The sequence below is a fragment of the Sphingopyxis sp. PAMC25046 genome, assembly GCF_004795895.1.
GTDB lineage: Bacteria > Pseudomonadota > Alphaproteobacteria > Sphingomonadales > Sphingomonadaceae > Sphingopyxis.
The window spans coordinates 868,569-887,969 of sequence record NZ_CP039250.1; the positions used below are offsets into that span (position 1 = coordinate 868,569).

Sequence of the window (19,401 nt, forward strand, 5' to 3'; positions counted from 1 at the left end):
GCGGCGGCTTGGCAAAGCCAAGCGATGGCGCGCGGCTTGTAGCGCGACATTCGCGGCTTTATGCTGACCCGATACGGGCCACCCTTTCCGACCGCACCGCGTGGCGCGATCGGCGTTTCGGGCCAGAGATGAAAGAATATTGATGCGTTTTTTCGACACGGCCGGTGCCGGCCTGTTGCTCGCGGCCGCGGCCATGCCGGTCCCCGCCTTTGCCCAGGATGATCCGATTACCCGCGGCGGCGGGCCGCTTTCGCTGTCGGGCGAGGTCGCGGTCGTCAGCGACTATCGTTTCCGCGGCATTTCGCTGTCGGACGAGGAAATCGCGCTGCAACCGACGCTGACGCTCGGCCACGAAAGCGGCCTTTACGTCGGCGTCTGGGGATCGACGATGCCCGACAATCCGTTGTCGGGGAAGTTCGAGCTCGACCTTTACGGCGGCTATGCGACCGAGATCGCGCCGGGCACCTCGGTCGATGTCGGGGTGATCTGGTACGGCTATCCGGGCAACCGGAACTGGGCCGGACCTGCCGATTATTTCGAGTTCAGCGGCAAGCTGTCGCACGACATCGGCCCGCTTTCGGCGACCGGAACCATCGCCTATGCGCCTGCGCAGCGCTCGATGGGCGACAGCTGGTATTATAACCTCGGCGTTTCGTCCGGCATCCCGAACACACCGGTCACGGTCCACGCTGGGGTCGGTTATTCCGACGGCTCGCTCGCGCTGACCGCGCCGCCGGGCGACTATGTCGACTGGTCGGTCGGTGCATCCTATGTCGTCGGTCCGGCGACGCTGTCGGCGCGCTATGTCGACACCGACATCAAGAAGACCGGCGTGAAGGCGGTCGATACGCTTTACGAACCAACCTTGGTACTGACGCTCGGCTTATCGTTCTGACCGCGCTTCGACGGGCGATTTTGTATAATATAATTTCACTCAGCCCATTTATTCATAGCCAACTGTTGCACAAAAGTCGCATCGTCCCGTTTTAACACGGCGCGTGGAACTTTTTCATTTGTGCGTCGCACCAAAGTGGTGAACATCGACGCACGCACGACGGGACCAGACCCGAAAAGAGGCTGGCAGCCGTGCGGCAGGCAGGGACGATCCATCAACGAACAGGGATCTGTCCATGAAAACTCTTGTCCGCGCGTGCCTTGGCGCGCTTGTCGCCGCGACGGCGATGTCCACCCCGGCCTTTGCCCAGGAAGAAGAAGCTGCCGCCGGCCCGTTCACGCTTTCGGGCGGCATTGCGGTCACGAGCGACTATCGTTTCCGCGGCATTTCGCTGTCGAACGAAAAGGTCGCGGTGCAGCCGACGCTGACCGTCAGCCACGAAAGCGGCTTCTATGCCGGCGTCTGGGGTTCGTCGCTTCCCGACAGCCCCGCCTATGGCAAGTTCGAACTCGACGTCTATGGCGGCTTCAACACCGAAATCGCACCGGGTACGACGGCCGATATCGGCGTGACCTGGTACACCTACCCGGGCAGCGACGACGGCGGCGCGCCGACCGACTATTTCGAAGGCATCGGCAAACTGTCGCACGATATCGGCCCCGTTTCGGTCACCGGCATGGTCGCCTATGCGCCCAAGCAGGATTCGCTCGGCGATCAGGACAATATCTATCTGAACCTCGGCGCCGGATACGGCATTCCCGGCACGCCGGTCACGCTGACCGCGGGAATCGGCTATAACGACGGGTCGCTCGGCCTCGTGTCGCCCGATGGCAAATATGTCGACTGGTCGCTCGGCGCGTCCTTCGCTGCCGGCCCGCTGACTTTCTCGGCGCAATATATCGACACCGACGTTAAAAAGACGGGCGTCAAGGCCGTCGACACGCTTTACGATCCAACCGTGGTCTTTACGCTGGGCGCATCTTTCTGATCGCCCTGCGGGTCAGCGACCACGCGCGAAGGGGACGGCTTCGGGGGAGGCCGTCCCCTTTTTTGCGGGAATGACGAAAGCAGGAGGGCTCAACGCCAGCGCAGATTATGGGGGCCGAGATCGGCGAGGGTCTTGGCCCCCATCAATTTCATGCCGCGCTCGATCTCGGCGCGGAGCAGGGCGATTGCGCGCGCGACGCCATCCTCGCCCGCCGCCGCGAGCGCATAGAGATAGAGGCGGCCGCCCGAGCAGGCCTTGGCGCCGACCGACAGCGCTTTCAGCACATGGGTGCCGCGCGTGATGCCGCCGTCGCAGATCACCTCGACCCTGTCGCCGACCGCATCGACGATGGCGGCGAGCGCGTCGAAGGGCGAAATGCTGCCGTCGAGTTGTCGCCCGCCATGGTTCGAGACCATGATCGCACTCGCGCCGATGTCGACCGCGCGCTTGGCATCCTCGACAGCGACGATGCCCTTGAGGCAGAAGGGACCGCCCCACTGTTTGCGGATCGCCTCGGCGCGTTTCCAGTCGAGGCTCTGGTCGAGCATCGAAGTGAAATATTCGGCGACCGATTTGGGGACGCTCGACCCTTCGGACACATGCGTGGCGAGGTTGGGCAGGCTGAACTTTTCGCGGAGCATATAGTTGAGCCCCCAGCCGGGCTTGGCGGCGTAGCTCAGCATGTTCGACGCGGTGAAGCGCGGCGGCGAGGTGAAGCCCGAGCGCAGGCAGCGTTCGCGGTTGCCGCCGACAATCGTGTCGACGGTGAGCGCGACCGCGTCGAATTTCGCTTCGCGCGCGGCGTCGAGCATCGCCCGGTTGAGCCCCTCGTCGTGGTGGACATAGAGCTGGAAGAGCTTGGGGCCGCTCGTCAGCGCGCCGGCTTCGGCGAGGCCGATCGTCGCGAGGCTGGATATGCCCGCGACGGTGCCGGCATTCGCCGCGGCGCGGAGCACAGCGCGCTCGCCCTGCCAATGGAACAGGCGCTGGAGTGCGGTGGGCGAAAGGAAGAGCGGCATCGCCATCTCGCGCCCGAAGAGCGTCGTCTTCATGTCGACGCTTTCGACCCCGGCGAGGACGCGGGGTATGAGGTCGCAGCTGTCGAACGCTTCGCGGTTGCGGCGGCGCGTCACCTCGTCGTCGGCGGCGCCGTCGATATAATCGAACACCGGCCACGGCAGGCGGCGTTTCGCGAGCGCGCGGAAATCGTCGATATTGTGGCAGTCGGTGAGTTTCACCTGTCATGTTTCCGTTTGTGTCGAGCGAAGTCGAGACACGTGAGGTCTTGCACGAACGCAGCGTGTCTCGACTTCGCTCGACACGAACGGAGCTGGGAAGGGCGGTTCACCATCAAAAGACGGTTCTTGCCGCGACCGTCCCCTTGGTCGCGAAACTGAAGCGCGGTTCGACCGCCAGCTTCGCATCGAGGATGTGCGCCGCCACCCGCTTTCCCACCGCGGGGCCGTTCTTGAAGCCGTGCCCCGATCCGCCGCCGACGAGCCAGACATGCTCCTGTCCCGGGAAGCGGTCGATCAGATAATCGCCGTTCGAGCTGTTCTCGTACTGGCAGACGCGCCCGCCGAGCAGGGGGGCGGAGGCGAGGCCGGGGAAACGGCGCTGCATATAGGCGCGCGCCTCGGCGATGCCGGCGGGGGTAAGCTGGCGTTCCATAGTGTCGGGGTCGACCGTCGGGCCATGGACGTCGATCGCGATCTTGAACCCCGCGCCTTCGAGGTCGGGGATGCCGTAGACGATGCGGCCGTTGTTGAAATCGGCCCACACGGGAAGCTCGGGCGGGGCAAAACGCGTGTCGCCCTGCGGCGCGCCGAAATGATAGACTTCCTGCCGCGTCGCGACGATCTTGTTCATCAACTGCTGCGGGAAGAGTTCGGCGATCCACGGGCCGGCACAATAGACAAGGTGGTCGGCGGTGCCGCCGTCGGGGAGCGTGTGCTTCTTGATGCGCTTTGAAAAGAGCGGCGCGGGCATGACGACGCGCTCGACCGCGATCTGGGCGTCGGCGATCACCTCCTGCACCCCGCGCGCGGCGATCAGCGCGCCCGCCTCGGTCTCGAGGATGCCGGTTTCGCCCTGATAGAATTGGATCTGGCGATATTTATTCTGCAGCCAGCTGACGTCGCCATGTTCGTGGCCGACGCGGTTCGCCTGCAGCCAGGCGAGCGACTGCGCGGTGTAGGCGTCGCCTTGCGGCGCGAACCACAGGACGCCGGTGTTGTGGAAGATTGGCGCGCTCGCGGTGTCGGAAAGCTCTTTCCAATATTTGAGCGAGTCGCGCGCCATCTCCGAATAAAGCGCGTCGGCGCCATATCCCATGCGGATGACGCGGCTTGCCCCGCCCGACGAGCTGCGCGCGTTGCCCGCGCCATAGGCGTCGAATAACCGCACCGACTTGCCCGCGCGCAGCAGATGCCACGCGGTCCATGCGCCGAACACGCCGGCGCCGATGATCGCGACGTCGACATGCTGGATTTTCGGTTTCGCCGGTTTGCGCTTTTTCGAGCGACGCTCCTTGCGCTCGGTCGCCGCGGCGGCAGCCGCGACCGGCACCGCCGCAAGGCCGGCAAGGAGCGCGCGGCGGGAGGGTACGTCACCGGCCAACGGTCGCGCCTTCCTTCTGCTTGTAATAGCGATAGCCGCCGATCCAGGTTTCGAGCGGCACCATGCGGCGGATCTCGTCGGGGCTCGCGAGCATCGGGTCGGCGTCGACGATCAGGAAGTCGGCGCGCATCCCCGGCATCAGCGTACCGATGCGGTCCTCGGCGAAGCCCGCATAGGCCGCGGTGCGCGTGAAGCCGTCGAGCGCGGTCTCGCGGCTCACCGCTTCCTCGGGGCGCCAGCCGCCGAAGGGCTCGCCCTTCGCATCGGTGCGCGAAATGGCGGCGGCGATGCCGGGAAAGGGGTTGGCGCTCTCGACCGGCACGTCCGAACCGAAGGCGAGGCGGACGCCCGCATTCTGGAGGCTGCGCCACGCATAGGCGCCTTTCAGGCGATCGGGACCGAGCCGCGCTTCGGCCATCACGCGGTCGCTCGGCTGGTGGATCGGCTGCATCGAGGCGATGACCTTGAGCTCGGCAAAGCGCGCGATGTCGGCGGGGTCGATGATCTGTGCATGTTCGATGCGCCAGCGGCGCTCGCCGGGCAGGTCGGCGGTGAGGTCGGCGATGGCCGCGAGCGCCTCGGCATTCGCAGCGTCTCCAATGGCGTGGATCGCGACCTGAAACTTGTCCATCGACGCGCGCACCATCTTGTTGCGAAGCTGCGCGGGGGTGAGCAGGGGCAGGCCCTTCTGCCCCGGCGCGTCGGCATAGGGCGCTTTCAGCCACGCGCCGCGCGAACCCAGCGCGCCGTCGAGCAAGAGCTTCACCCCGACCATGCGGAGGCGGTCGTCATAGAGCCACGGCGTCGGCTCGGACCCGGCGATGATCGCCATATTGTCGATGTCGCCGCCATAGGAGAGGATGCGGACGGCGAGCTGTTTCTTGTCGCCCGCGCGGCGGAACGCCTGCCAGTCGTGAATGCTCGTGCCCATGTCGGCGATCGTCGTGATGCCCTGTTCGAGCAATTTCTGCTGCGCGAGGTAGAGCGCGCGGTCGAGGTCGCGCGCGAGCGGTTTGGGCTTGGCGGCGTCGATCAGGCGCATCGCCGCATCGACGAAGACGCCCGACGGCTTGCCGCCCTCCATTTCGATGCGGCCGCCCTCAGCCGACTTGCTCGCGGGGGTGATCTTTGCCGCCGCCATCGCGGCGCTGTTCGCCCAGCCGGCATGGCCGTCGACGCGCTCGAGCCAGACGGGTCGGTTCGGCACTGCGGCGTCGAGATCGGCGGCGGTCGGGAAGCGGCCGAGGCCCCATTTCTCCTGATTCCAGCCCGTGCCGATGATCCACGGCATTTCGGGATTTTCGGCGGCATATTTGCGGATCGCCGCCTGCGCTTCGGCGAGGCTGCCGGTGTCCGAGAGGTCGAGCAGCATCAGCTTGAAGCCGAGCCCCATGACATGGCCGTGCGCTTCGATCAGCCCGGGGATCAGCGTGCGGCCCCTGCCGTCCTGCTTGAAGTCGGGGCGTTCGGGGCGCTTGTCCTTGCGGTCGAGCAGCTGCTTCACCTTGCCCTCGGTATCGATGACGAGGCCGGTGAAGCGGACGAGCTTGCCGTCCTTGTCGAGCGTGATGCCGTTGACATTGTCGATCAGCGTGTCGGCGTGCGCGGGGGCGGCGAGGGTGAGGGCCAGCGCGGCCAGCAGGAGGCGCCTCACTTGGGCAGCCTCGTCACCAGCGAACTTGTATCCTTGCGGCCGCCGCCGGCCTTTTGCACATCGGCGTAGAATTGGTCGACGAGGCTGGCGACGGGCAGCGTCGCGCCGTTGACGCGCGCCTCGTCGATCGCGAGCCCCAGATCCTTGCGCATCCAGTCGACCGCGAAGCCGAAATCGAATTCGTCCTTCGCCATCGTGCCCCAGCGGTTGAGCATCTGCCAGCTCGCCGCGGCGCCGCCCGACACGGCCTCGAACACCTTGTCGGTGTCGAGCTTCGACGCCTGCGCGAAACGCAGGGCTTCGGACAGACCTTCGATCACCCCGGCGATCGCGATCTGATTGACCATCTTCGTGGTCTGCCCCGCGCCGGGGCCGCCGATATGCACCATGCGCGCGGCATAGGCCTGCATCACCGGCGCGGCGGCGTCGAACGCGGCCTTGCTGCCGCCGCACATGATAGAGAGTGCGCCGTTCTGCGCACCCGCCTCGCCACCCGAGACGGGGGCGTCGAGGCAGAGGAGGCCGAGCCCGTCGGCCTCGACCGACAGCTGGCGCGCGATGCGCGCCGAGACGGTGGTATGGTCGATGAACAGCGCGCCCTTTTTCATCGCCTTGAACGCGCCGTCGCGGCCGAGCGTAACCTGCGCGAGATCGTCGTCGTTGCCGACGCAGGTGAGGACGACGTCGGCGTCCTTCGCGGCGTCGGCCGGGGTCGCTGCCGCCGTGCCGCCATGCTGGCGGGTCCAGGCGTCGGCCTTGGCGCGCGTGCGGTTGTAGACGGTGAGGGCGTGCCCCGCCTTGACGAGATGGCCTGCCATCGGTCCGCCCATGACGCCGGTGCCGATGAAAGTGACGCGCAATTTTTGTTCGCTCATGCGCGGTCCATAGCATTGTTTGCTTCGCGCGCCAGATGGGCTAGGGCGCGAGGCACCATGACCGATCAACTCACCCTGACCTCCGCCGCCGATTTTCCGGCGATCACATTGGACGATGTGCGCGCGGCGGCGGAGCGAATTAACGGATCGGTCGTGCGGACGCCGACGCTCCATTCGCAGACGCTGTCCGAAATGGTCGGCGCCGAGGTGTGGCTGAAGTTCGAAAATCTGCAATTCACCGCGGCGTATAAGGAACGCGGCGCATTGAACGCGCTGCTGCTGATGGACCCCGAAGCGCGCGCGCGCGGCGTGATCGCGGCATCGGCGGGCAATCATGCACAGGGCCTCGCCTATCATGGCAAGCGGCTCGGCGTTCCCGTCACCATCGTGATGCCGAGCACGACGCCGCAGGTGAAGGTTTCGCAAACCGCGAGCCACGGCGCGACGATCGTGCTGTTCGGCGAAAAGTTCGATGACGCCTATGCCCATGCGCGCGAGCTCGAAAAGGAACGCGGCCTCACCTTCGTCCATCCTTTCGACCATCCGAATGTCGCGGCGGGGCAGGGGACGGTGGCGCTCGAAATGCTCGAGGATGTGCCCGAACTCGACACCCTCATTGTTCCGATCGGCGGCGGCGGGCTGCTTGCCGGTATGGGCACCGCGGCGCGCGGGATCAAGAATGACATGCGCCTAGTCGGCGTGCAGGCCGAACTTTATCCGTCGATGTACGCCGAGCTGAACGGCGTCGACATGGCGTGCGAGGGCGACACGCTGGCCGAGGGTATCGCGGTCAAGGAGCCCGGCGGCTACACGCGCAAACTGGTGGCCGAACTCAACGACGACATCGTGCTCGTCGCCGAGCGCCATCTCGAGCGCGCGGTGAGCCTGCTGCTCCAGATCGAAAAGACGGTGGTCGAGGGCGCGGGCGCCGCAGGGCTCGCGGCGATGCTCGCGCATCCGGAAGAATTCACCGGGCGCAAGGTCGGCCTCGTGCTCACCGGGGGCAATATCGACACGCGGCTGCTCGCGAACGTGCTGCTCCGCGACCTCGCGCGCTCGGGCCGCATCGCGCGGCTGCGCATCCGGCTGCAGGATCGCCCCGGCGCGCTGTTCAAGGTGATGAAGCTGTTCGACGAGAAGCAGGTCAACATCATCGAAATCTATCACCAGCGCATCTTCACGACCTTGCCCGCCAAGGGCCTGATCACCGACATCGAGTGCGAAGCGCGCGACCGCGAACATCTCGACAGCCTCGTCGCCTCGCTGCGCGACGCGGGCTATATGGTGACGACGGTGGAGCTGGCTTGAGAGAGTTTACGCTCGAACTGACGGCGACGCCCGAGAGCATCGACGAGCTCGGGCACGTCAACAATGCGGTGTGGGTCCAGTGGATTCAGCAGGTCGCGACGGGCCATTGGGACGCGGCGGCGCCTGAGGCGCATAAAGACGCCTATATCTGGGTCGTGGTGCGGCACGAGATCGACTATCTGCGCGCGCTCGGCCCCGGCGAGACGGTGACCGCGCGGACCTGGGTCGCCGACAAGCCGCAGGGCGCGAAATTCGACCGCTTCATGGAATTCACCGGCGCGGACGGCAAGGTGCATGTGCGGGCGCGGACGGTATGGGCGCTGCTCGACAAGGCGAGCGGGCGGCCGCTGCGCGTGACCGACGACATCGTCGCGCCCCTTGCTGGCTAGACCATGCGGCAGACCACCGGCATCGTCGTTTTCGCCACGCTGGCCATAATTGTCTTTACCTTGGCGCTCGTGCAGCAGGAACCGCGTTACGACGACGAAGCCTGTGATATTGCTCTCCAGGTACTCAAGGATTTGCGTTACGAGAACGGCGCGAAACTGGCTGTGTCCTCGAAGAGCGCGCATCTCAATCCAATGACGCGGAGGCAGGCGGAAGAATTCGCGGCTGATTTCCGCAGCGATCATGTGATTGATGCCGAAGGCGAAAGGCTGCTCGATCTTTTCGTCAAAGGCGCGGTGGTTGCTAAGGTGAAGCCGGTGGAAGCATGCGCGAATATTCGCGCGTGGCTCGCTGCATCTCGCATCCTCCATGACGAGGATAAGATCGAGGCGGCAACAAGGGAGAAAGAGAAATTTCCCTTTGTCATAGTCGAGATATCCATGCCGGTGGTGTCGAAAGATCGCGCGCACGCACAAATCTGGATTTCGACCACTTATGGCTCGTTAGCAGGCGGCGGCGGCCCGGCCGAGCTGCAGCGCGACAAGGGCGGACGTTGGCGCATCAGAGCCACAAGCTCGATATGGGTCAGCTAGAGAAATGATCCGGCCCGCCACCCCCGCAGATTCCGCCGCGATCTGGGCGATTCTCGAACCCGTGATTCGCGCGGGTGAGACCTATACGCTGGACCGCGACATGCGCGAGGGCGATGCGCTCGCTTACTGGTTCGACGCGGACAAGGAGGCGTTCGTCGCCGAGGCCGACGGCGCCATCATCGGCACCTATTATCTGCGCGCCAACCAGGCGGGCGGGGGCGCGCATGTCGCCAATGCGGGCTATGTGACCGGCGCGGCGGCCATGGGGCGCGGGGTCGCGCGGGCGATGGCGCTGCATTCGATCGACCATGCCAAAGCGCGCGGCTTTCGTGCGATGCAGTTCAACTTCGTCGTGAGCAGCAATGTCCGCGCGGTCGGGCTGTGGCAGTCGCTGGGGTTCGAGGTCGTCGGCCGGTTGCCGGAGGCGTTTGCGCATCCGACCGAAGGTTTCGTCGATGCGCTGGTGATGTTCCGGGCGCTTTGACCTATTCCGCGAAGCGCGCGCTGAGCGGCCGGGCGTCGAGCGCCTTCAGCGCTTTCAATATCGTTCCATGCACATCGCCAACCTCCTCGAAGAGCGCGCGGTAAACTTCCCGGATCCGGGCGCTGTAGGCGTCGAGCCGGCGGAGCTGGTCGTGGCCGGCTTCGGTTAGCCGGAAAACCTTGCGCCGCGCGTCGGCGGGGTCGGCGTGCTGGGTGATCAGGCCGAGCCGCAGCAGCGCGGGGCATTTCTGGACCACCAGTTGGTGCGACTGGCCGAGCGTGCGCGCAAGATCGGCAGCCGAAGCTTCGCCCACCGCGTTGAGCGCCGTGAGCAGCGAGCAGGACCGCACCGGCACGACGATCCCGGCCCCGTCGAACAGCGGGCGCGTCTGTTCCTCGATCCGCTGGCTCAGCGCTTCGCTGAGGCGGCCGAGGAAGGTGATATCGTCGATTTCGGGGGCCATGTCAGTCGAGGCGGGCATAGGTCTGGGTCGTTCCGTCGCGGTTGATGCGTTCGAGCGCGACGACCTTGCCGCCTTTGCGAACGATGCGAAAGCGGAAGTCGCGCACGCCCTCGATCGCCAGCAGGTCGCCGCCGAGCGGTTCGAGCGTCAGGCGCAACCGTTCGCGCCATGTATAGCGCAATTTTCCGTCCACAAGGTCGACGCGGCGCCCTTCGTATCGGCCGGTCACCGCTTCGAGTGCGGCGGCGGATGGTGGCGCGTGCGGCGCGAGCAGCGGGGCGAACCAGTCGGCGTCGGCGCGTTTCGCGGGATCGGCTTTGGCCAGATCGGCGAGCGCGAGGCGGTGGGCGAAGGCGAGCGCGTCGACCGAGGCAAGCTGGTGGTCGGGCGCGACGCCCTGCCCCTCGAAATCGCTGCGGTCGACGGGATCGCGGATCTGGCCGATCGGCACCTGCACGAAGAAATCGCGGCCCACGGGTTTGCGGTCGACCGGATGCGCGCCGCCCGCGGTGCGTTCGCCGACCAGCGTCGCGCGGCCGAGTTTCTTGAGCGTGTAAGCGAACCATTCGGCGGCGGAAAAGCTGGTCGAGCCGGTGAGGATATAGACGGGCTTGCCGGTTAGCCGCTTCGCCGGCAGCGCGGGAAGCACCCACTGGCCGCGTTCGACGCGGCGGCCGTCGAGATTATAATCATAATCGAACAGCTCCTGATCCCTGTCGCCGGGAAAGAGCTGGCTCGCGAGCAGCTGCGCCATCTCCAGATGACCGCCATTGTTGTAGCGCAGGTCGTAGATGACCGCGTCGCCATTTTCGATAAAGCGCATCGCCGCGGCGGCGGCGTCATAGCCGAGTTCGGGGTCGGCGAAATGGGCGAGGTCGACATAGGCGATGTTGCCGTCGAGATAGCGCAGGCCCGAAAAGCCGAAATTCTGCCGTGCTTCGTCGCGACGTTCCTCTTCGCGCAGCGCAGCGGCGCGGGCGGGATCCTTTTTCGCGGCATAGTTGGCGACCCATATAGGATCGACCCCGACCGCGAAATGCAGGTCGCCCGACGCGGCAATCAGATCGTCGGTCAGCTCGCGCGCGAGGGCGGGGCGATCATGCGCGGTGTCATAGTCGCCGGCATCGAGATTGCGCCGCAAGGTCGCGGCGATCGTCTTTGCCTTGTCCGGATAGACATAGTTCGCTTCGAGCGTTTGGCCGAGCTGTTCGACCACGGCGCGCCTGTCGGCCGGGGAGAGCGGGGCTTCATCCACTGCGGCAACGGTCGCCAGCCACGCGGTCGTGGCGGCAAGGAATATAGCCCAACGTCCGTTCTTCATCCTGTGTCCCGTCTGCGATCTGAATAATACAACATATTGCGCAATATATTGTATTATTCAGAGACGCAAGGGAGCCAGCGAAAAAAATGTCATCGCGGAAACCAAGAGCTGATCGCGCCGCCGGCGGAGTTCAGCCTTTAGCTGCCTCGGCCGGCGCCATCATTATCACGCGTTTTTGGGTTTCCCGATCGACGAGGGCGCGCAATTGCGCGAGCAGTGGATGGCGCGCGGTATGCTTTGCGCCATAGGCGAGGTTGAACCGGTAGTCGAAGCCGGGGCCATTTTTGCCGACGAGGTGCTGGAGCATGGTTTCAAGCTTGTCGAAGCCCTTGGCGAGGATCGCCTCGGGCGTGGCGGCTGCGCTATATTCGTCCCACAGCGCGACGAGTTCGTCGCGGAGGTCGTCCGGCAATGGGGCGCACAACGTCATCAGATCGGCGCGTTCCTGCGCGGCGCGTCCGTCGCCCGCGACCTGCAGCGTTGCCGGAACGTCGCCCGAAATCGCTTCGCCGAGGTCGTGCACGATACACAGCTTGAGCAGTTTGAGGCGGTCGTGATCGCCCAGTTCGCGGTCGAACAAGATCGTCATCAGGCAGAGCCGCCAGCTATGTTCGGCGGTACTCTCGGCGCGGCCCTGCGCGGTGATGCCGCTCCGCAGCGTATCCTTGAGCTTCTCGGCCGCCTGGACGAAAGCGAGGATGGCTTCGAGCCGGGCGGGATCTGTCTGAATGGCCTGTTCCATCGGGCGGTCCTTCACAGCGACGCTTGAAGGGTTCGCCATAGAAATGCGACGCGAACGCGGACACGTAAAAAATATGCGCGTCAGCCAAGCGTCGTCGTCAGGCGTCCTGTGCGGCCGCCCGAAAGCGGAATGGTCTCCCAGCGCATCCGTCCGGGGCTGACGGGGATTTCGCGGCTGCCGTTGGCGCCGGTCCGGACGTCGAGGGTCTGGAACGGGCGCTCGAACCAGCCCGCCGCCGCGAGCCCCGCTTCGGCGAGAATGATTTCGCGCGTTGCGAAGCGCCACAGCGACATGCCGACATAGGTACCGGCGTCGGCATTCCACGACGCCGCGCGCGCGGGCGACGCCGCGAGCAGGCGGTGCGTCGCGTCACAGACGAGGTGGACCGCCTGCGTCGAGGTCTCGACCAACCGTTTGAGCGCGGCATCGGCGTCGCTCCCCGTCTGCGCGGCGATGAGTGCGGCGATTTTCTCGCGGTGCGCCGCGTCGGGCTCGTGCGTGCCGCTTTCCCAGCGCGAGACGCTCGCCTGCGCGACGCCGAGCAGCTCCGCGAAATGGCCCTGCTTGATGGCGTTGAGGCGGCGGAAGCGGCGGAGCGCCCGGCCGATCGGCAGATCCTGTGTCATCGCCCGATATTAGCGCGCCGCGGCGCCACTACAATATCGCGCGTCGGACGCGGCGCTCAAGCATAGCCGACCCAGCCGCGCCAGGTGAAGGCGGCGTAGAATTGTTCGACGCCGGTGAAGCCCGCCGCGCGCAGCACCTCCTCGTCGGCTTCGGGGCTGAGCATCGCGACGTGGGTCGCGACGGCCTCGCGGCCCTTGGCGACCTGTTCGGGATCGCCACCCGAGGCGATCGCATAGGACGCGTAGCGGTCGAGCCAGCGGTCGCGTTCGTCGGCGCCCTGCGGGAAGCTGCCGTGCGCGGCGACGAAGGGCGCGCCGGGTTTCAGCCGCTTGCGAATTTCGGCGGCGGTACGGATGCGCTCTTCGGTTTCCAGGAAATGGAGCGTCAGGAGGCAGGTCGCGCCGTTGAAGGGGCCGGCGGGCGCGTCGTCGATATAGCCCTCGACCAACTCGGCGCGGTGGGCATTCGCGCCCATGACCTTGGCCGCGAGGTCGAGCATCGGTCCGGCCGGATCGACGCCGGTGAAGCGCCAGCCCGGATAGGTCTCGGCCATCGCTTTCATTTCGCTGCCGCCCCCCGCGCCGAGGACAAGGATATGCGCGTCGGCGGGCACGCGCTCGGCGAGGAGGAGGCCGGTCATGCGGTGGAGTCCGTCGAGCCCGGGGACGAAACGGCGCGGCCCCTCGGTGTAGCGCGCGACCGCTTCGGGATCCTTGAAACTGTCGAGGAAATGCTGGGCGCCTTCAGCCATGAATATGCTCCTGCGTCGTGGGGGAGGGGGATCGCGCGGCCATGCGCGCGTGGAAATCGGCGGCGAGCTCAGCGAGCGTGACCTCGGCGAAGCGTGCGAGCAGCAGCGTCTCGGCCTCCTGAAAGCTCGTATCGAGCGCGGCGTTGACCGCCTGCTCGACGAGGCAGCCGGGCGCCTCGGTGCGGTTGCCCATCGCCATCAGGCTCGGCCGACCGATCGCGTTATAGACATCGCGCATCGTGATTTCGGCGAGGGGCTTTGCGATCGTCCAGCCGCCGCCATGACCCTTTTCGCTGTGGACGAAACCTGCGTCGCGCAGCCCGCCGAGAATGCGGCGGATCACCACCGCGTGCGTCTGCATCGCCTTCGCAAGCTGATCCGACGTCATCGGCGTGCCCGTTTCGGCCATATGGAGGAGGACGTGGAGCACGCCCGAGAGTCGGCTGTCGCGTTTCATGTAACTTTAAATAGTGCGTGAAATGCGATCGTCAAGACGCGGGATTGACCGCGGGCGGCGGAGCCGTTAGCCACAGCGCCGATGACCAACGACCGATCCACCCGATTCAAGGCGTATTGGCGCTCCTTTACATAGGAGCGGCATGGCATCACCTGTGACCATCGCCGCCGTGACCGGAAGGCGAATGGTTGTCATCACATCATCAGACCAGAACCCCCGGCCGCGGCGCGCGCTTTTTGAAGAAGACGCGACATGACCGATACTTTGCTTGCCCTGTCGACCGCCCATTGCCGCATCACGCCGCTGCTTGCCGACGATGCCCGCGCGCTCGCCGCGATCACCGACGAGACGGTGACCTCGCGCGTCCATTTCCTGCCCGCGCCCTTCACCGAAACCGATGCCCGCGCGCTGATCGCGGGATCGGGCGGCGGCGACGTGTTCCATGCGGTGCGCGACGAGCACGGCCTCGATCTCAACGGCGTCATCGGCGTCCACCGCCGCGCGCGCGACGAATATGAGATCGGCTACTGGTTCGCGGCGCGCGTGAGGGGCAAGGGGATCGCGACCGAGGCGGTGCGCGCGGTGGTCGAGGCGCTCGCCGCGTCGCTGCCGGGTGCTTCGATCATCGCTGAATGCCATCTCGAAAACGAGCGCTCGCGCGCGCTGCTGCGCCGGATCGGTTTCGTGTCGACCGGGCGGCCGGGGAAACGGCCGGGGCGGATGCTGATGGCGTGGCGCGCGGCGCCGGCCTATCGCATCGACGTCTGCTGAGCGATCCTCCCTGTCGCGAAGCGATGGGGAGGTGGCGGCGGCGTAGCCGCTGACGGAGGGGCGATGGCGCCATCGTCGCGGCCCCTCCACCACTCGCTTTCAGCGAGCGGTCCCCCTCCCAATGGCTTCGCCACAGGGAGGATCAGTCTGCCGCTGATACTTCTTCGGTCAGCGCCTTGACGATCGCCGCGACCGAAGTGGGAGCATAGGCGAAGCCCATGTGGCTGCAATCGACCTCGACCTCGCGATCGCTTTCGTGCGGAAGCCCGCGCGCGCTGTTCACCGCGACGACGCCGTCGTGCTTCGACCAAAGCGCGAAGGTCGGCATTTCGGGGCGCGGCGCGGGGTGAAAGTCGATCGGCGGATTGTCGACCGGATGGCGCGCGATCAGGTGGTAGAGGCGCCATGCCCGGTTGGCGCGGCGGCTGCCCGAAAAGGGCGAGCCGAGGGTCACGACGCGCGCGACCTTGTCCGGATGGTGCTTCGCATATTCGCGCGCATAGATGCCGCCGAGGCTCCACCCGACGAGCGCGGGCGCATAGCCGGTGCGGTCGATGATCCACTGGACGCGGGTGTCGATGCGATCGATGATGTCGGCGGTCGCGCCGCGGTTGAAGCCGAGGCCCCAGGCATAGCAGCGGAAACCCGAGCGGCGGAGGTCGGCGCGCAGCGCCTTGGTCGCCCAGTCGCCCGAGAGGAAGCCGGGGAGCACCATCACCGGCGGATGCTCGCTGTCGGGATTGGGTTCGGGCGGCAGCGGACGGATACGGCCGCCGATCGCGCGCGCGAGCGACCCGATCTCGCGCCACAGCAAGGTCAGCGGCGGCGGTGCATCGGGATCGGGGACGCGCGCGGGCCATTCGGCGCGCCGGGTGAGGAAGCCGCGGATCATGGGAACGATATAGGGATGCTTGCCCCGCGGCGAAAGCCGCGGGCTATTTCTTCGGGACGAGCTTCACCAGCTTGCCGTCCTCGCCATCGGTGAGCAGCCAGACCGAGCCGTCATCGCGCACCTCGACCTCGCGGATGCGCTGGCCGAAGTCCCAGCGATCGGATTTGTGCAGCGTCTCTCCGTCGATCGCCATGCGGACGAGGCCCTCGCCCGACAGCGCACCCATCAACAGGCTGTTCTTCCAGCCGGGATAAAGGTCGCCGTTGTAGAAGGCGAGGCCGGCGGGTGAGACCGCGGGGTTCCACCACAGCTTAGGTGCGGCGAATTCGGGGCGCGTCACATGGTCGGGAATGTCCTTGCCGTCATAATGATCGCCGTTAGAGACGATCGGATAGCCGTAATTGGCCTTGGCTTCGACCAGATTGACCTCGTCGCCGCCCTTCGGCCCCATTTCCTGATTCCAGAGCTTGCCGGTGGCATCGAAGGCGAGGCCCAGGATATTGCGGTGGCCGAGCGACCAGATTTGCGCAGTCACGCCGCCCTGATCGGCAAAGGGGTTGTCGGCCGGAACGCTGCCGTCGGGATTGAGGCGCAGGATCTTGCCGAGATTGGCCTTCATATCCTGCGCCGGATCGAACTTCTGCCGCTCGCCCGACCCTATGAAGAGATATTTGCCGTCGGGCGAGAAGAGGAGGCGGTGCGAGAAATGGCCGCGACCCGCCACCTTGGGATCCTGTTTCCAGATGATCTGGAGGCCCTCGATCCGCGGCGCCGCGCCCTGGACTAGCTTCGCCTTGCCGACGACGGCCCCGAAGGTGCCGCCGCTGCCCGCTTCGACCCAGCTCAGATAGATGGTGCCGGTCGCGGCGAAATCGGGGGCGACGATGACGTCGCCGAAGCCGCCCTGACCGCCATAGGCGACGGCGGGCACGCCCGCGACGTCCTGCGTCGGACCATTTTCCTGCCACAGCTTCAATTTGCCCGATTTCTCGGTGATCAGCGCTGCGCGGGTGCCGGGGATGAAGGTCATCGCCCAGGGTTCGTTGAAATCGGCTATTTCTTGCACCGTGAAAGGCGCGTCGGCGAGCGGCGTCGCGGGATGATCGCCCGATGCGTCGAGCTTGGCGATGTCGGGCGGAGCGGCTTCGCTTGCACCGGGCGCCGAGCAGGCTGCGACGGCGAGCGCCGCGATCAGGGCGAGGGACGGCAGGTTTTTCATCGGGGAGGCTCGCTTTACTAGGGAAGACACGTCATTTTTGACGTGATCAATGCTCAATGTCGAGTACCCGCAATCCGTTTGCCCCGAGCGTGTCGAAGGGCCGTTCTTTCCTTTGGCGTCGTTGAATAAGGACGGTGCTTCGACAAGCTCGGTATGAACGGAAAAGAAAGCCCGCGTTCGGGCTTAGCGGTTCGCCGCTTCGCGCCGCGCGGTGATCGTCTCGACGCTGTCCATGATCGCATCGACCGCCTCGCTCGACGGCGGCGCATCGGCGCGCTTTTGTGAGAATTGCCCGCTGTTCATGATCTCCTCGAGCGCCGCGCGCGCGCGCGACACGCGGCTCTTCATCGTGCCGAGCGCGCAGTCGCAAATGCTCGCGGCCTCTTCATACGACATGCCGCCGGCGCCAACGAGAATCAGCGCCTCGCGCTGGTCCTGCGGCAACTCCATGAGGCCGCGCTGGAGGTCGGCCATCTCGCCGCTGTCTTCTTGGTTCGCGGGGGTCGACATCGTGCGTTCGACCGCTGTCTCGTCATATTCGCCGACGAATTTGTTGCGGCGCATCTGCGACAGAAAGGTATTGCGCAGGATGACGAAGGTCCACGCCTTGATCGAGGTGCCGCGCTCGAACCGCTCGCGCGACGCCCACGCCTTGACCATCGTATCCTGCGTCAGGTCGTCGGCCAGATCCGGATTGCCCGAAAGGCTGCGCCCATAGGCGCGCAGATGCGGAATGACGCCGGCGAGCAGTGCCTTGAATTCGCTGTCCGACAGGGTGTCGGCCTGCGGCTGCGATGCAGCGGCGGGGGTTCCGGTCATTATTGCTTCGGGCTTTTCTGATCGAGCTGGGACAGAAGGTCGAGCATGTTGTCGGGCAATTGTTCGGAAACGATATTGCCATAAATCATGCGCAACTTGGCGCTCACCGGCTCGGGCGCCTGCCGTCCGGTCAGGGTGCGATGCCACTGGTCGCCTTGCGTTCCGGGGAAGCTCCCCTGTGCACGGCGCGGCGCATCGGCGCCGGGCGGGAGAGTGCCCTTTCCGTTCATCCTGTCATTGCCTTGCGTAGCCATGCGAGAGCAACGAGGAAAAGCGCCGCAGGTTCCACGACTTCTGTTTTTTGCGACGAACGCGTTGCCAAGAAACCACACCGGCCCTAAGCAAAGGGATGTGAGGGGTCACGCTTGGCCCGCCCTTGGCCGGTCTTCGGGAGACGACCAGTTGCTTTCCGTTACATATGTGAGTGTCGCCGATCCGTTGATCAGGGACGAGGATATCGTTGCGATTCTCGTTTCGGCGCGTCGCAACAACGCGCGCGACGAGTTGACCGGAGCGCTTGTCTATAACGGCCATAATTTCCTCCAGCTTTTAGAGGGGCCGGACGACCGGGTAGAGGCATGTCTTGCGGTCATCAGGGACGATCCGCGTCACAGTGGCATGGTCGAAGTGCGGCGCCGCGCCGTCGAGACGCGCGATTTCGGTGAATGGGCGATGCTCTATGACCCGCGCTTCGAATGGCAGGGCGATGGCTTGGCGCGGCTCGCGGCCAACGGTCGGATCGATGTGCAGGACGAGCGGATATTCGCCAATTTCATGGCGCTGGGGCGCCGCCCGCGCGTCGGGTGACCGGGCGGGCGCTTGCAATGCCAACCCAACCCGCTAAGCCGTTCATGATATGAACCGACATCGTCACGCAAAGGTTTTTTTATCAGCGACGTAACGCCTCAACCGCTCGACGATGCCAGCTTCAAGCGTGAATTGGCCGCGATGCTACCGCATCTGCGCGCGTTCGGTCGCAGCTTGTGCGGCAATGCCGACCTTGCCGACGACCTGGTACAGGAAACGATGCTGAAGGCGTGGAAGGCGCGCGCGCAATATATTCCGGGGCCCGCCAGCATGAAGAGCTGGGCCTTCGTCATCCTGCGCAACTGTTTCCTGTCGCAGATGCGGCGCAAGAAATTCACTGCCGAATATGACGAGATGGCGGCCGAGCGGCTCCTCGTCGCGCCCGACGATCAGGACGACAGCCTGCACCTCGCCGACGTGCAGCGCGCGCTATTGTTGCTGCCCGTCGACCAGCGCGAGGCGCTGGTGCTGATCGGCGCGGGGCAATTATCCTATGAGGAAGGCGCGGCGATCTGTGGCTGTGCGGTCGGCACTATGAAGAGCCGCGTATCGCGCGGCCGCGCCGCACTGCAGACGATCCTCGAAAGCGGCGAGATGCCGCGGCGCAGCGCCGACGAGATACCGTCGAGCGAAGCGTTCCGGTCGATTATGGACAATGTCGACCATCTGACCGGCGGCGGGCCTTCGCCCGATTGAGACGCTTTTTCGACTGACGTCGGAAACGGCACC

General features: G+C 65.7%; 23 protein-coding genes. 9 read left to right on the forward strand and 14 right to left on the reverse strand.

The features are described 5' to 3' along the window. The first annotated feature begins 142 nt into the window (after positions 1-142). On the forward strand, positions 143-895 hold the full coding sequence (locus tag E5675_RS04030; protein ID WP_136173446.1) for a TorF family putative porin: 753 nt from the start codon (positions 143-145) through the stop codon (positions 893-895). A gap of 235 nt (positions 896-1,130) precedes the next feature. Next, complete coding sequence (locus E5675_RS04035; RefSeq protein ID WP_136173447.1) at positions 1,131-1,883, forward strand: TorF family putative porin; 753 nt, start codon at positions 1,131-1,133, stop codon at positions 1,881-1,883. Positions 1,884-1,972: 89 nt separating this feature from the next. On the opposite strand, the gene E5675_RS04040 is transcribed toward E5675_RS04035, so the two are convergent. From E5675_RS04040 to E5675_RS04055, 4 genes are all read right to left on the reverse strand, one after another. Further along, a complete protein-coding gene (locus tag E5675_RS04040) occupies positions 1,973-3,121 on the reverse strand; it encodes an alpha-hydroxy acid oxidase (RefSeq protein WP_136173448.1) in 1,149 nt (382 codons plus the stop codon). Positions 3,122-3,233: 112 nt separating this feature from the next. Then, positions 3,234-4,502, reverse strand: coding sequence for an FAD-dependent oxidoreductase (locus tag E5675_RS04045; protein WP_168707787.1), 1,269 nt, complete (start codon positions 4,500-4,502; stop codon positions 3,234-3,236). Further along, positions 4,492-6,156 (reverse strand): amidohydrolase, encoded by a 1,665-nt coding sequence (locus E5675_RS04050; protein WP_136173450.1) that lies wholly within the window; start codon positions 6,154-6,156, stop codon positions 4,492-4,494. The genes E5675_RS04045 and E5675_RS04050 overlap by 11 nt, the downstream gene beginning before the upstream one ends. After that, positions 6,153-7,031: an NAD(P)-dependent oxidoreductase gene (locus tag E5675_RS04055; RefSeq protein ID WP_136173451.1), complete on the reverse strand. Its 879-nt coding sequence runs from the start codon at positions 7,029-7,031 to the stop codon at positions 6,153-6,155. Before E5675_RS04055 ends, E5675_RS04050 begins: the two co-directional genes overlap by 4 nt. 57 nt (positions 7,032-7,088) lie before the next feature. Here E5675_RS04055 and E5675_RS04060 point away from each other — a divergent pair, with 57 nt between their 5' ends. The 4 genes from E5675_RS04060 to E5675_RS04075 are packed head-to-tail and all read left to right on the forward strand — an operon-like array spanning position 7,089 to position 9,803. Then, entirely contained in the window at positions 7,089-8,339 is a 1,251-nt protein-coding gene (locus tag E5675_RS04060; RefSeq protein WP_136173452.1) for a threonine ammonia-lyase, read from the forward strand. Then, entirely contained in the window at positions 8,336-8,728 is a 393-nt protein-coding gene (locus tag E5675_RS04065) for an acyl-CoA thioesterase (RefSeq protein ID WP_136173453.1), read from the forward strand. Before E5675_RS04060 ends, E5675_RS04065 begins: the two co-directional genes overlap by 4 nt. 3 nt (positions 8,729-8,731) lie before the next feature. After that, a complete protein-coding gene (locus tag E5675_RS04070; RefSeq protein ID WP_136173454.1) occupies positions 8,732-9,319 on the forward strand; it encodes a hypothetical protein in 588 nt (195 codons plus the stop codon). A 4-nt stretch (positions 9,320-9,323) separates the two neighbouring features. Beyond that, on the forward strand, positions 9,324-9,803 hold the full coding sequence (locus E5675_RS04075; protein ID WP_136173455.1) for a GNAT family N-acetyltransferase: 480 nt from the start codon (positions 9,324-9,326) through the stop codon (positions 9,801-9,803). A 1-nt stretch (position 9,804) separates the two neighbouring features. Here E5675_RS04075 and E5675_RS04080 read toward each other — a convergent pair whose 3' ends face one another. From E5675_RS04080 to E5675_RS04105, 6 genes are all read right to left on the reverse strand, one after another. After that, positions 9,805-10,284 carry a MarR family winged helix-turn-helix transcriptional regulator gene (locus tag E5675_RS04080; protein WP_136173456.1) on the reverse strand — a complete coding sequence of 160 codons (480 nt, stop codon included), beginning with the start codon at positions 10,282-10,284 and terminating at the stop codon, positions 9,805-9,807. Next, on the reverse strand, positions 10,268-11,587 hold the full coding sequence (locus tag E5675_RS04085) for a S41 family peptidase (RefSeq protein ID WP_136173457.1): 1,320 nt from the start codon (positions 11,585-11,587) through the stop codon (positions 10,268-10,270). The genes E5675_RS04080 and E5675_RS04085 overlap by 17 nt, the downstream gene beginning before the upstream one ends. A 130-nt stretch (positions 11,588-11,717) precedes the next feature. Further along, the gene (locus E5675_RS04090; protein WP_136173458.1) at positions 11,718-12,329 is read right to left on the reverse strand and encodes an HD domain-containing protein; all 612 of its coding nucleotides are present in this window, start codon (positions 12,327-12,329) and stop codon (positions 11,718-11,720) included. Between the two features lie 80 nt (positions 12,330-12,409). Further along, entirely contained in the window at positions 12,410-12,955 is a 546-nt protein-coding gene (locus tag E5675_RS04095) for a helix-turn-helix transcriptional regulator (protein ID WP_136173459.1), read from the reverse strand. 56 nt (positions 12,956-13,011) lie between these two features. Beyond that, on the reverse strand, positions 13,012-13,707 hold the full coding sequence (locus E5675_RS04100; protein ID WP_136173460.1) for a class I SAM-dependent methyltransferase: 696 nt from the start codon (positions 13,705-13,707) through the stop codon (positions 13,012-13,014). Continuing rightward, positions 13,700-14,164, reverse strand: coding sequence for an Rrf2 family transcriptional regulator (locus E5675_RS04105; protein ID WP_136173461.1), 465 nt, complete (start codon positions 14,162-14,164; stop codon positions 13,700-13,702). Before E5675_RS04105 ends, E5675_RS04100 begins: the two co-directional genes overlap by 8 nt. Positions 14,165-14,416: 252 nt before the next feature. Here E5675_RS04105 and E5675_RS04110 point away from each other — a divergent pair, with 252 nt between their 5' ends. Then, the gene (locus E5675_RS04110) at positions 14,417-14,935 is read left to right on the forward strand and encodes a GNAT family N-acetyltransferase (protein WP_136173462.1); all 519 of its coding nucleotides are present in this window, start codon (positions 14,417-14,419) and stop codon (positions 14,933-14,935) included. A gap of 142 nt (positions 14,936-15,077) precedes the next feature. Here E5675_RS04110 and E5675_RS04115 read toward each other — a convergent pair whose 3' ends face one another. The 4 genes from E5675_RS04115 to E5675_RS04130 all read right to left on the reverse strand — a co-directional run bounded on the left by E5675_RS04115 (position 15,078) and on the right by E5675_RS04130 (position 18,095). After that, complete coding sequence (locus tag E5675_RS04115; protein WP_136173463.1) at positions 15,078-15,827, reverse strand: alpha/beta fold hydrolase; 750 nt, start codon at positions 15,825-15,827, stop codon at positions 15,078-15,080. 43 nt (positions 15,828-15,870) lie between these two features. Next, the gene (locus tag E5675_RS04120; protein ID WP_136173464.1) at positions 15,871-17,046 is read right to left on the reverse strand and encodes a PQQ-dependent sugar dehydrogenase; all 1,176 of its coding nucleotides are present in this window, start codon (positions 17,044-17,046) and stop codon (positions 15,871-15,873) included. A gap of 183 nt (positions 17,047-17,229) precedes the next feature. Further along, a complete protein-coding gene (locus tag E5675_RS04125; RefSeq protein WP_136173465.1) occupies positions 17,230-17,865 on the reverse strand; it encodes a sigma-70 family RNA polymerase sigma factor in 636 nt (211 codons plus the stop codon). Then, positions 17,865-18,095, reverse strand: coding sequence for a NepR family anti-sigma factor (locus E5675_RS04130; RefSeq protein ID WP_136173466.1), 231 nt, complete (start codon positions 18,093-18,095; stop codon positions 17,865-17,867). The genes E5675_RS04125 and E5675_RS04130 overlap by 1 nt, the downstream gene beginning before the upstream one ends. Positions 18,096-18,267: 172 nt before the next feature. Between E5675_RS04130 and E5675_RS04135 the strand changes: the two genes are divergently transcribed. Together E5675_RS04135 and E5675_RS04140 are read left to right on the forward strand one after the other, a co-directional pair. Then, complete coding sequence (locus tag E5675_RS04135; protein ID WP_136173467.1) at positions 18,268-18,672, forward strand: BLUF domain-containing protein; 405 nt, start codon at positions 18,268-18,270, stop codon at positions 18,670-18,672. Positions 18,673-18,753: 81 nt separating this feature from the next. Then, entirely contained in the window at positions 18,754-19,368 is a 615-nt protein-coding gene (locus E5675_RS04140; protein WP_136173468.1) for a sigma-70 family RNA polymerase sigma factor, read from the forward strand. Positions 19,369-19,401 lie beyond the last annotated feature (33 nt).

What these genes read in the sequence shown, in the direction of transcription:
- E5675_RS04115 (WP_136173463.1), bottom strand. Translation starts at nt 15,827, where the DNA reads ATGATCCGCGGCTTCCTCACCCGGCGCGCCGAATGGCCCGCGCGCGTC.
- E5675_RS04030 (WP_136173446.1), top strand. Translation starts at nt 143, where the DNA reads ATGCGTTTTTTCGACACGGCCGGTGCCGGCCTGTTGCTCGCGGCCGCG.
- E5675_RS04075 (WP_136173455.1), top strand. Translation starts at nt 9,324, where the DNA reads ATGATCCGGCCCGCCACCCCCGCAGATTCCGCCGCGATCTGGGCGATT.
- E5675_RS04100 (WP_136173460.1), bottom strand. Translation starts at nt 13,707, where the DNA reads ATGGCTGAAGGCGCCCAGCATTTCCTCGACAGTTTCAAGGATCCCGAA.
- E5675_RS04090 (WP_136173458.1), bottom strand. Translation starts at nt 12,329, where the DNA reads ATGGAACAGGCCATTCAGACAGATCCCGCCCGGCTCGAAGCCATCCTC.
- E5675_RS04085 (WP_136173457.1), bottom strand. Translation starts at nt 11,587, where the DNA reads ATGAAGAACGGACGTTGGGCTATATTCCTTGCCGCCACGACCGCGTGG.
- E5675_RS04070 (WP_136173454.1), top strand. Translation starts at nt 8,732, where the DNA reads ATGCGGCAGACCACCGGCATCGTCGTTTTCGCCACGCTGGCCATAATT.
- E5675_RS04035 (WP_136173447.1), top strand. Translation starts at nt 1,131, where the DNA reads ATGAAAACTCTTGTCCGCGCGTGCCTTGGCGCGCTTGTCGCCGCGACG.
- E5675_RS04130 (WP_136173466.1), bottom strand. Translation starts at nt 18,095, where the DNA reads ATGAACGGAAAGGGCACTCTCCCGCCCGGCGCCGATGCGCCGCGCCGT.
- E5675_RS04120 (WP_136173464.1), bottom strand. Translation starts at nt 17,046, where the DNA reads ATGAAAAACCTGCCGTCCCTCGCCCTGATCGCGGCGCTCGCCGTCGCA.
- E5675_RS04055 (WP_136173451.1), bottom strand. Translation starts at nt 7,031, where the DNA reads ATGAGCGAACAAAAATTGCGCGTCACTTTCATCGGCACCGGCGTCATG.
- E5675_RS04060 (WP_136173452.1), top strand. Translation starts at nt 7,089, where the DNA reads ATGACCGATCAACTCACCCTGACCTCCGCCGCCGATTTTCCGGCGATC.
- E5675_RS04125 (WP_136173465.1), bottom strand. Translation starts at nt 17,865, where the DNA reads ATGACCGGAACCCCCGCCGCTGCATCGCAGCCGCAGGCCGACACCCTG.
- E5675_RS04080 (WP_136173456.1), bottom strand. Translation starts at nt 10,284, where the DNA reads ATGCCCGCCTCGACTGACATGGCCCCCGAAATCGACGATATCACCTTC.
- E5675_RS04105 (WP_136173461.1), bottom strand. Translation starts at nt 14,164, where the DNA reads ATGAAACGCGACAGCCGACTCTCGGGCGTGCTCCACGTCCTCCTCCAT.
- E5675_RS04095 (WP_136173459.1), bottom strand. Translation starts at nt 12,955, where the DNA reads ATGACACAGGATCTGCCGATCGGCCGGGCGCTCCGCCGCTTCCGCCGC.
- E5675_RS04110 (WP_136173462.1), top strand. Translation starts at nt 14,417, where the DNA reads ATGACCGATACTTTGCTTGCCCTGTCGACCGCCCATTGCCGCATCACG.